This is a genomic window from Halovivax sp. (genome assembly GCA_007119345.1).
Classification (GTDB): Archaea; Halobacteriota; Halobacteria; order Halobacteriales; family Natrialbaceae; genus Halovivax.
In genome coordinates this window covers 1-10,245 of the sequence record SKPV01000256.1, presented here as the reverse complement: position 1 = coordinate 10,245, position 10,245 = coordinate 1, and the positions used below count along the sequence as shown (strand labels likewise).

Below are 10,245 nucleotides of genomic sequence, written 5' to 3'. Positions count from 1 at the left end.
GTCTCCCGGAGCTCGCCGAACCGCGACAGCCGGCTCACGAGCGCTCGATGGCGCTCCGTCTCGCCCGCCCGCGAGCACGGTTTCAGGGTATCGACGAGGACGCGCACCGATGGCCCGTCGTCGGGCACCTCTCGGTCGACGCGAACGGTCGCCACGTCCGCACACTCGAGCCACTCGAGCGTCCACTCGAAGAGCGCCTGGTCGTGGTCCGGGCCGGACACCGTCGGCACGTACCGCAGCTCGAACCGACAGCGCGGCAGGGGGTCGGTCCAGTCGTCGTCCTCCCAGGACGTGCCGACCTGCGGGCGCAGATCGAGCGAGCCGTCGACGGCCGGGGTTCGGGACATGTACGTACGTAGCATCCGGCGGTCGATGGCCCTCTCGCTGAATACTACAGGCGTATTTACGCTCACGCGATCGTCGATCGAGGCCGCGACGTGGAACCCCGCGCCGTCACCGCCCGACGAGCTCCCGAACGAGCGTCGCCTCGGCCGCGTTGAGCCGCTGGGAGACGGCCGACTTCGAGACGCCCAGGCGGGCGGCCAGCTCGGCCAGGTCGGCCCGCCGCGGCGAGTCGTAGTACCCCAGTTCGACGGCCAGCTCGAGGGCCTCCCGCTGTTTCTCGGTGATCGAGCCGGCCTCGAGTTCGATCGCGTCGGCCGCGGGATCGACGCCCCGCGCCACTCGCCGGAGCTCGATGGACGCCCCCGACGCTCGCAGGTCGGCGACCAGCCGGCGGACGGTCGAGCGATCGTCGGCGACCGCGGTCATCGACAGGGCGCCGTCGCGGACGTGTTCGACCTCGACGACGTCCGCGAACCGGTCGATCACGTCGCAGACGCAGCCGTCGCCGGCTCCGTCGGTGTCGAGCTGGTCGCCGGCTCCGTCGGTGTCGAACTCGTCGCCGGCTTCGGTTCCGTCGCTGGCGTCGGTCGCGCCGCCGGTGTCCGTCCCCCCGCCGATCATCGTCCGGTGGTGCGCGCGGCGTCCGCCGCGGGCCGGGGCGTTCGCTCGCCCGACCGCGTCCGGAACCGCCCAGGCCACCGCGCACGACGGGCGTGCGGGCGTCACCTCGAGTCGCGCTCGAAGCGGTCGCGACCGCCGTCGGCTGCGGTCGGCCGCGGCCGTGTGCGTGGACATGTCCGGCAATCGGCCCCTCTCCACGATAGTGGGGAGCGTCGGTTCCTGCGCGGTGGGAACGGTCCGTCGCCCTGCGTCGACCGCTCGCGGAGGTCGCACGGACCGGCTCGACTCGTCCGGGTCCTTTCCTGGAATATGAAGCACCGGGCCCATGCCGGTCCGCGTCCGATACGGTACCATGAGCGACCACGAGGCGGCCGATTCGCCCGCGGACGCGCCGCGCGGGCTCGTGCGGTACGGGCCGGAGGGACCCGAGCTCGTCCGGGACCCGACGGTGGATCGAAGCGTCGAGGTGGCCCCCGGCGCCGTCGACGTCTTCCGGACGGTGACCGGCGAGCGGTTCTCCGACGACGCCTACGGCTCCCACCGCGCCTCGGTCCACCTGTTCGAGGACGTGACGGTGGTCCACGTCCCGGAGGGGCCGGACCGCGGCGTCGTGGCGACGTTCGACGCCGCGGCGGCCGACCGGCCGATCGGTCGCCTGCTCGCGACGGTCGCGGAGGTGACGGACGGATGAGCGACCTCGAGGAGGCGGACCGGTTGCGCGTCTCGTTCACCGTGACCGACGTCGAGTCGGTTCGGACCGTCCTCGAGGAGCTCACCGAGGCGGACGCGACCGTCGAACCCCGCGGGATGTCGATCGTCGATCCGAACGGGGACGCGCGCGTGGAGATCGACGTCGGCGAGATCACGCCCAAGCAGTGGGAGGCGCTCGAACTCGCCCACGAGCGGGGCTACTACGAGCGACCTCGACGGACGAACCTCGACGAACTCGCCGCCGAACTCGGCGTCTCGAAGTCGGCCGTCTCCCAGCGGCTGTGCGCCGCGGAGGCGCGGCTGGTGGGTGCGGTGCTGGAGAACGCGACGTCCCGGTGACCGCGACGAACGTGGGGCCCCGGTGATCGCGACGAACGTGAAGCCCGGGTGACCGCGATCGACGAACTCCCTCCTGGCGACCGTCGCTCACCGTCGCCTCGCACCGGTAGCGGGTCGCCCCCCGGAATCGGCGGGTTGCCCGTTCGCGACTACACCGGGGCGATCCGGTCGCGTTCGACGTCCTCGCGGGGGATCGAGACGTCGGAGCGCAGCCACGCCCGCGGATTCCGCCGATCGACGAGGACGACGTATTCGCCGTCGTCGTACGTGGCCACGAAAGATCGGCGATCCTGTGCGTCGGTGCTCATCGGCTGCCGATTCGACTACCGGGCCCCTAAACCGGCAGGCGCGTTCCGAGCGCGTGGGAACGACGGTGAACTCGTCACCGTCGATGGGGAACGGCACCGGTCCTCCGACAACTCACAGCAATCCAGGAGGTGCACGTCCGGGCCGGCTCCGAGGCTTCCGATCGGATGAATCCAGGTTCGCGCCGGTGGCGAAGCGATATCGCCGCCCCGTGCGACGGTGGCGGGCGTCGAACCGGACGGTGCTCAGTACGGCACGATCAGCGACAGCACGGTACCGAGAATCCCGAGGGCGACGACGATCGCGGCCGTGTAGACGACGAGGTAACCGATCCCCTTCGCCACGGGTCGTAACTGCTTAGGTTTCCCGAGGAACCACCCGGCGAACATCACGTACACCGGGACGAACACGATCCCGAACATGATCAGGATCCCGAACGTCGTGGAGTCGTGCATCAGTCGGTCACCTCCGTGTCGCCAGCTTCGTCGGGCGCTTCCGCCTCGGTCGGTTCGCCACCGTCGGCGACCGCGCCTCGGTCGCCGTCGGGCGATTCGTCGACGTCGACGGCCGCCTCGCGGTGGACGCGACCGTTCTCTTCCAGTTCGGCGATCTCCATCATGGGGACGAGCTTCGACAGCACCGCGAATCCGAGGGCCGCGAACACGACCGTACCCGCGAGCAGGGACCACTCGACCCAGTTCGGGAAGTAGAACCCGGTCGGGTAGAGGTTCGTGATCGGCGGGACGCTCGGATGCATCAGTCCTTCGACGATGAACATGACCTTCTTGTTGAGGACCATCACCGTGACGACGACGGACGTCGCGACGAGCCCGGGGACGCTGAAGAACCGCGGTCTGACGACCATCAGGAGGAGGTAGATCGCCGCGAGGACGAGGCCGGCGACCGCGACCCAGAAGAACGGCAGGCCGACGACCGTCAGGGTCATGTCGCCGATGTGGGCCGGCGCGAGGTAGATCCCGGTCAGGATGTCGTGCATCACGAAGAACAGCGTCGCGAAGACGAAGAACGTCAGCACCTTCGCGAGCTCGAGGAAGATCTCGTCGTCGATCATATCGTCCCACCCGTAGCCGTACCGGAACGCGGCGACGATGACGATGACGCTCGCGATCGCCGTCGCCAGCGACTCGATCAGCATCGAGGGCCCGGCGGCCGCGCCGTACCAGCCCGGTTGCGCGGGGATGAAGCCGAACAGCCAGGGGACGACGCCGCCGGAGAGCAGCGGCACCAGCGCGAGGATGGCCAGCGCGAGCCACCAGACCATCTTGTCGGTCTTCTCCTTTTCCGCCGGGTCGTAGCCGATCAGGACGACCGCGTAGATCGGCCGGAGGTACCGCGGGACCCGGTGTTTGATCGCCGCGAGGTCCGGCTGGAGCGTCATCGTAAGGTAAGTCAGGGTGAGCACCAGGTACAGCGTGATCACCGCGATGTCCCACGCCAGCGGCGAGTGGTACACCGTGAGCGGCCACTGGAGGATGGAGTTGAAGATCCGGTCGGGTCGACCGAGGCTGAACACGATGCTGAGCGCGCCCATCGAGAGCGCGAGCAGCGTCAAGATCTCGGCGATTCGGGCGATCGGCACGTACCGCTCGATCTTGAACACCCGCACCGCGGCGGAGATGGCGATCCCGCCGTGGGCGATTCCGATCCACCAGACGAACGAGCCGATGTACAGTCCCCAGGGGACGCCGCCGGAGGTGCCCCAGTCGCCCAGGTTCGTCGCGTCCATCAGCCCGAGCCTGAGCTGGACGAACCAGGCGAACAGCACCCACAGCGAGGCGAGGATCAACGCGCCGAGCAGCAGCCAGTACCGCTTCGTCGTGTTCCGCAGCGGTTTCAGTACCCGGTCGGTGGTCGCGTCGATACTCATTCCTCGTCACCTCCGTGGTCGCCGAGCTTCTCCATCCCGAGGTCCTCGTAATTGTACGGTCCGTCGGTCGGCGTCGCGTCTTTCGACGGTTGGTGGCCGAGGTAGACGACGTTCGGTTCGGTTCCCTGCTGTTCGAGGAGCTTGTACCGCGATTCGTCGCGGTTCTCGCGAAGGTACTGGCGTGGCTGGCTGTCGGGGTCTTCCATGTCGCCGAAGTGGATCGCGTCCACCGGGCACTCGTCTTCGCAGGCCGTCGTCCCTCGCTGCGCGCTGTCGTCCTGTCGGTGGACGCAGAACGTGCACTTACCCATGACGCCTTTCGGCGGCGGGCCGCCGACGGTGGTGCCCTCCGACGTCTCCGACCCCGTGAACCCGCCGGAAATCTCGGTCGACTCGTCCTTCCCGAGGAAGTTGACGCCGTACGGGCAGGCGATCTGACAGTACTTGCAGCCGATGCAGGTGTCGTAGTCGGTGAGGACCAGCCCGTCCGAGCCCCGCTTGTGTCGCGCCTGGGTCGGGCAGACGTAGGCGCACGTCGGCTCCGAACAGTGCATACAGGGCCGCGGCATGTAGCCCTCGTCGGCCTCTCCGTACTCGTCTTCCTCGTAGCGGAAGACGTGCATCCAGTGGGTGCCGGCGTCGGTATCGTTCTCGCGCTTACACGCTTCCGCGCACAGCATGCACGCGATACACCGATCGGTGTCGATCACCATCCCTAGTTGGCTGTCACCTTCCTCGACGACGCCGCTCTGGGCGGCCGCGGTGCCCGTGGGATCCGGCTCCGACTGACCCATACAACCGGCCAGCCCGGCCGTCGCGCCGGCGGCCGTCGCGAGACCCGCGGCTTTCAGGAGACCGCGCCGCGACCGGGGGCCGTCCGCACCCGGTACGCCGGGGAGCCGCGACCCGCCGTCGTCACCGCTCATCCTGGACGCGTCTCGCTCGCGCTCCGCCTCGTACGCCGACTTCGTCGGTCGCTCGTCGATCCCGAACTCCTCGGCGATCGCCTCGTGGTGATTCTCGTGGAATTCCGCTTTGGTGAGTTCCCCTCGTGCGACCCTGAGCGAGTCGCGGGCGATCTCGACGCCCAGCCCGGTGTCGAAGTCGACGTCCGAGAGGTGCTGCTCGGCTCGTCGCTCCCAGCGCTCGTCGAGGTCGTCGGTCGTCCAGTCGTCCCCGAGATCGGGCATCGCTGGAACCGATTCGCCCTCGTCGGGGTCGTCGTAGGTGATCGGTCCGCTCGATTCGTCGTCGCCGTCCGGCGACTCGGCGGGCGGCTCGCCGTCGGTGGCGTGCTCCGCGCACGACCCGTCGCCGCCGCAGCGACATCGTCGCGATTCGGGCTCCGAACTCATGTCGATACCCTCCTCATGGGAACAACTCGGTCCGGCGGCGGGGTATGGTTGCGTGTGGAATGTACAGGAGTTTATGTGCAGGGCCGAGAAATCGCCCGCGCTGGCCCCGATTGACGGGCGTCCAGTCTGCCACTTTCCCGTGCGGCGTTATAAACCGCTGTATACTCCAGAACAACGAGAATCCTTCGAGGGTCGCTACTCTCATCCATGACAGAGCAGTCCCGAAATCGGCCGGTCGAGCGCGAAACCGACGTCGATTCGTCGTCGCTGAAGTCCACGGACGCGGACGATCTCCTGAAAGGGAAGCCGACGCTACCGAGCGGGACGCCGCGGACGCTGCGCCGGCGGTTCCTCAAAGCGATGGGGGCGACGGCGGTGATGGGCGCGAGTGCCGGGTGTCTCGGCATGTTCGATCAGGATCCGGACGAGCCGGCCGGTGGCGACGTAGACTACGCGGAGATCGAGAACTTCAAACTCGACTGGGTCCCGAAGCAGATCATCAAGAACCTGAACTTCCAGGTGGCCTACGACGACGACCAGCTCTACTTGCGGTTCAACTGGGAACAGCCCAACCGGGGCGGGTGGTTCCACGACTACATCGTCTACGAGGACGGCGAATGGACCCGGTACGCGGCTCCGGACCCCTGGGTCGCCGACGGCGACCACCCCGATCACACCGGATTCTACGAAGATCGCGTCACGTTCCTGCTGGATGACGGGTCGGTGAAAGGCTTCGACAAGTTCGGCGGTTGGATGACCGTGCACATGGGCGTCCGGGCACTCCCGGGAGCCGGGACGGCCGAGGAGGTGGAGGCCCACGAGATCCTCGGTGACGACGGCTACGGGCGCAACGACGTCCGGAAGTTCATCCCGCAGTCCCGGCCCGGCGAGTGGTGGGAGTCGATGCCGTGGGACGAGATCTCTCACACCGACGAGGAGATGCTCGAGGACGGAGTGTGGGTCGACCTGCCGATGTGGCGGGCTCACCGCTCGAATCCGATGGAATACGGGACGGACCACCACGTCACCGACTACCGCCACGGCGACGAGGGGTCCAATACGTTCGGAACGCAAGACTGGGACGAGGACGACGGTCCGGAGTACATGTTCGACCCCGACGTCGTCGAGGACGGGGCGCTCGATATCGAGCGGCTTCGAGAGGGCGACTACCGCCAGGACCTCTTTCACTCCGAGAGCGACGGGTGGCTGGGCGAGGACGAACCGTACTACCTCCACGACGACTGGATGGTCGAGTTCGATCCGGAGATCGCCGAGCAGGAAGGCGCGGCGATCCCGCGACGGCCGCTCCAGGAGCCGGAAGGGAGCGCCGGCGACTGGCACGCCCGCGGCGTCTACGACGACGACGCCGGGGAGTGGAACGTCGAGATGTGGCGCGACCTCGAGACCGATCACCCGGCAGATACTAAACAGCTCGAAAGTGGTGAGGTCTACACCTGGACGCCCGCCGTTCACCACGGCTACAACCAGCGCTGGCACTGGGTCGCGTACCCGTACCAGCTCGGCCTGGGCGAGGGAACCGACGCCGACTTCCAGGCCGTCCGGGTCGACGGGACCCCCGATTGGGACGAGATCGAGACTTACACCATCCCGCTAATCTACCCCGGCCAGTGCGACTGGACCTGGCTCACGAGCGAGCAACACCGCGGCTACATTCCCACCCGCAACGACGAGCTGTCGATCTGGGACGTCCACGAGAATCCCCGGCGGATGGCCGCGATGGTGCTCGGCCAGGAGATCGGCGAGGATCCGCGACGCTAACGCATGACGGTTCCGATCCGACCAGACGCCGTCGACCCCCGAGAGGACGAGGCGCGAGCTCGCGGACGGGCGCCGACCTCGCGTGTCGTCCACGGGCCGACTCGACGCAACGACGCCGACCGATCGGATGGGGACCGGGAAGATCGCGGAGCGGGTGACGAAGGCCGGCCGCAGGTGGTCGCCGAGTCGACGGACGCGGTCGTCGACGCGATCGGCGAGCGCGCGGACCACCTGGCGGAGCGGGCGGTCGAGCGCGCCCTGACGCGTCTGTCCGATCAACACGAGCCGCCCGCCGCGCAGGCGGACGCCATCGAGGAGCTGGCTCACTCGATCGCCGCGGCGCTCGTCACCGAGCGGGTGGCGTGGTTCGTCGCGCGAGAATCCCCTGGAGACGGCGCTGCGAGGGACGGAACCGTCGATCCGCGGACCCTTGCCGCACTGGATCGCCTCTTCGTGACGGAACCGGAGGCCGGGCCGTCGGAGGACGACTCGTGAGCGACCGCCTCCGGCCGGCGACCGTCGCCAACCGGGCGAGGTTCGCCACCGGCCTGGCGACGCTCGCGGCCGGCTTCACGCTCCTGGCCCACCCCCGGTACTTCGACTCGCTGACGGTCTACCCCGGCACGGGCTGGTGGTTCTTTCCGATGTTCCACGCCGCATTCACGGCGCTCGGGGTGGTGGCCGTCGGTTCGGGCTGGTTCCTGTTCCGATCGCGGGTGCCGTCGGACCGCGAACTCTCGGTCCTGGCCGTCGCGACGATCCTCGCAGCGGCCGCCTACGCCGCCGTCTTGCTACGGCTGACCGGCGTCGACCCCGGCGTCGTGGACGGCTACGGGGGCAAGCGGGCGCTCGTGGGCGGGTTGATCGCGGGACTCTTTCTCCTCGGATTCGCGATGGCGACCCGTCGACGGCGGGTGGCGGTGCTCGGGATCCTGGCGTCGGTCGCGCCGCTCTCGTTCGTCGTCCTCGAGTGGGGCGTGCGAGACGGGGCGGTTCTGGGACCGGTCGTGGACGTCTTCATCCTGCTGACGAACCCCGCCGTCCTCGGGATCGAGAATCTCGGGGTCGTCCTGCTGCTCGCCGCGGGCGCGCTGGGGCTGTCGATCGGCGCCTGGGCGGCGCGGAGCGAGTCGTTTTCGACGCCGACCGGTACGGAGTCGACCCACGCGGCAGGCGAATCCGATTGAGGCTCTCGACCGGCGTCCTCGTCGGCCGGCGAATCCGACCGAGATTCTCGACGGACGCCCCCGCCGGCCGGCGAATCCGACCGAGACTCACGACCGGCGTCCTCGCCGGCCGGCGCTCGACGCGCCGTGCACCGACGGCGGGCGACGAGGCGATCGTCGAAAAGCCGCCGGCGAAGCGCGTCGAAACCCGCCCTCACCGCTCGGGTTGGGTTCCCGCCTCCCGCTCGAACAGGGAGTTGACCAGGTTCGATTCGACCGCCGAGAGCCGCTGGGAGACGGCCGACTTGCTGACACCGAGCTCTGCGGCGAGGTCGCCGAGATCGGCTCGACGCGGCGTCTCGTAGTAGCCCGCCTCGACGGCGAGCAAGACCGCCTCCCGCTGTTTGTCCGTGATGCCCGCCACCTCGAGCTCGAGGCCGTCGTCGCCGTCGCCGTCGGTCTGGGTGCTGATCTGGCGGAGTCGAACCGTCGCACCGGTCTCTCGAAGCGCGCGCACGACCGCCTCGAGCTCGTCGCGGTCGGGCACCGTCACCTCGATCTCGAGGGATCCCGAGTCGAACCGCCGGATCGACGCGATGCAATCGTGCACGCTGAAGACGGGGCAGATGCAGCGCTCGTCGACCGCGTCCGCGAGAAACTGCCGGTCCCCGTTCTCGAGGGTCACCGCCGACCGACACTGTCCGCCGAAGTCACAGCGACCGTCCCCGAACACGATGTTCTGGCTGACGTCCTCGCCGCGGCGTCCGGAGGCCAGCACCGCGCAGCTGGCCGCCTCGTGGGGCTCGACCGCGAACGTCGCCCGGAGGTGGCCGGCGCGCGTCTCGCCGCTCGTCTGGAGTGTGGTCGCCATATTGGTTGATGGTTCGTCTCGCTAGCGTATAATGCGGAAGCCAGGCTACCAATCGGTGGGAACGGTGTGTGAGGTCCCGTCAATCCACGGTCTTAGCATGTGTCTGTGGAGATCGATCCGCCGACGACGACCCGCACGGCCGGCGGGACCGTACCTCCGATGACGAACCGACGGGTTCCGAGGACCGCGGGTGACCGACAGCTCCCGGAAGATCGCGAGCTACCGACGACTCCCAGGGGACCGTAGGTGACAGGCAGCGCCCTGAGGACCGCGGGTGACAGTCGAATCCCGAGGACCGCGGGTGACCGACGGCGCCCGGAGGGCCGGAGCCGACCGCGGGAACGACTGAACGTGTTCGTCACCGTTCCCCGTCGCCGGGAACGAGGTGGCGAGTATTCGGTAGTGCCGGCCGTCCACCCACCCGTGAACGACCCCCGCTACCCATGGCATCCGAAAAACGACTGCTGAACCGGCTGCGATCGGTCGACGACCCGGCGCTCGGCGTCGACGTCGTGACGCTCGGACTCGTTACGGACGTGCGCGTGGAGGACGGGGCGGCGGCCGTCACCCTGGCGTTCGACGCGCCGCTGTCGCCCGCGGAGTGGACGATGTGCGACGAGGTCAGGGCGTGCTGTCGCGGACTCGGCCTCGATCCGCGGATCTACGCCGACGCGGACCGCGACCGCGCGCTCGCTCCGGGCGTGAAGAACGCGGTCGGAATCTGCGCCGACGACCGCGAGGCCGGCGCGGGACTCGTGACGGCGAACCTGGCCGCGGCGCTCGCGTCGATCGGCGCGCGGGTCGGCATATTCGACCTCCGATTCGACGGCGGGGAGCGGACCGTCGACGGCGGGGAGCGGACCG

13 protein-coding genes are annotated in these 10,245 nt (G+C 68.9%); 6 read left to right on the top strand and 7 right to left on the bottom strand.

Annotated elements, in window-relative coordinates:
* Positions 1 to 347: hypothetical protein (locus QZT59_RS17595; RefSeq protein ID WP_290819192.1), on the bottom strand; the 347-nt coding region annotated here is incomplete at its 3' end.
* A gap of 106 nt (positions 348 to 453) precedes the next feature.
* Complete coding sequence (locus QZT59_RS17590; protein ID WP_290819191.1) at positions 454 to 1,140, bottom strand: helix-turn-helix domain-containing protein; 687 nt, start codon at positions 1,138 to 1,140, stop codon at positions 454 to 456.
* 178 nt (positions 1,141 to 1,318) lie between these two features.
* Between QZT59_RS17590 and QZT59_RS17585 the strand changes: the two genes are divergently transcribed.
* On the top strand, positions 1,319 to 1,657 hold the full coding sequence (locus tag QZT59_RS17585) for a hypothetical protein (RefSeq protein WP_290819190.1): 339 nt from the start codon (positions 1,319 to 1,321) through the stop codon (positions 1,655 to 1,657).
* A complete protein-coding gene (locus QZT59_RS17580) occupies positions 1,654 to 2,016 on the top strand; it encodes a helix-turn-helix domain-containing protein (protein WP_290819189.1) in 363 nt (120 codons plus the stop codon). Before QZT59_RS17585 ends, QZT59_RS17580 begins: the two co-directional genes overlap by 4 nt.
* A 149-nt stretch (positions 2,017 to 2,165) precedes the next feature.
* Here QZT59_RS17580 and QZT59_RS17575 read toward each other — a convergent pair whose 3' ends face one another.
* The 4 genes from QZT59_RS17575 to QZT59_RS17560 all read right to left on the bottom strand — a co-directional run bounded on the left by QZT59_RS17575 (position 2,166) and on the right by QZT59_RS17560 (position 5,565).
* Positions 2,166 to 2,324, bottom strand: coding sequence for a hypothetical protein (locus QZT59_RS17575; RefSeq protein ID WP_290819188.1), 159 nt, complete (start codon positions 2,322 to 2,324; stop codon positions 2,166 to 2,168).
* 243 nt (positions 2,325 to 2,567) lie between these two features.
* The gene (locus QZT59_RS17570; protein WP_290819187.1) at positions 2,568 to 2,777 is read right to left on the bottom strand and encodes a hypothetical protein; all 210 of its coding nucleotides are present in this window, start codon (positions 2,775 to 2,777) and stop codon (positions 2,568 to 2,570) included.
* Entirely contained in the window at positions 2,777 to 4,210 is a 1,434-nt protein-coding gene (gene nrfD / locus QZT59_RS17565) for an NrfD/PsrC family molybdoenzyme membrane anchor subunit (protein WP_290819186.1), read from the bottom strand. The genes QZT59_RS17570 and nrfD overlap by 1 nt, the downstream gene beginning before the upstream one ends.
* Entirely contained in the window at positions 4,207 to 5,565 is a 1,359-nt protein-coding gene (locus QZT59_RS17560; RefSeq protein WP_290819185.1) for a 4Fe-4S ferredoxin N-terminal domain-containing protein, read from the bottom strand. Before QZT59_RS17560 ends, nrfD begins: the two co-directional genes overlap by 4 nt.
* 207 nt (positions 5,566 to 5,772) lie before the next feature.
* Here QZT59_RS17560 and QZT59_RS17555 point away from each other — a divergent pair, with 207 nt between their 5' ends.
* The 3 genes from QZT59_RS17555 (at position 5,773) to QZT59_RS17545 (ending at position 8,531) form a co-directional block, all read left to right on the top strand.
* Entirely contained in the window at positions 5,773 to 7,344 is a 1,572-nt protein-coding gene (locus tag QZT59_RS17555; RefSeq protein ID WP_290819184.1) for an ethylbenzene dehydrogenase-related protein, read from the top strand.
* A gap of 174 nt (positions 7,345 to 7,518) precedes the next feature.
* The gene (locus QZT59_RS17550; RefSeq protein ID WP_290819183.1) at positions 7,519 to 7,839 is read left to right on the top strand and encodes a hypothetical protein; all 321 of its coding nucleotides are present in this window, start codon (positions 7,519 to 7,521) and stop codon (positions 7,837 to 7,839) included.
* The gene (locus tag QZT59_RS17545) at positions 7,836 to 8,531 is read left to right on the top strand and encodes a hypothetical protein (protein WP_290819182.1); all 696 of its coding nucleotides are present in this window, start codon (positions 7,836 to 7,838) and stop codon (positions 8,529 to 8,531) included. Before QZT59_RS17550 ends, QZT59_RS17545 begins: the two co-directional genes overlap by 4 nt.
* Before the next feature lie 193 nt (positions 8,532 to 8,724).
* Here QZT59_RS17545 and QZT59_RS17540 read toward each other — a convergent pair whose 3' ends face one another.
* Entirely contained in the window at positions 8,725 to 9,381 is a 657-nt protein-coding gene (locus QZT59_RS17540) for a helix-turn-helix domain-containing protein (RefSeq protein ID WP_290819181.1), read from the bottom strand.
* Positions 9,382 to 9,824: 443 nt separating this feature from the next.
* Here QZT59_RS17540 and QZT59_RS17535 point away from each other — a divergent pair.
* A partial coding sequence (locus QZT59_RS17535) for an iron-sulfur cluster assembly protein (protein ID WP_290819180.1) occupies positions 9,825 to 10,245 on the top strand: 421 nt, incomplete at its 3' end.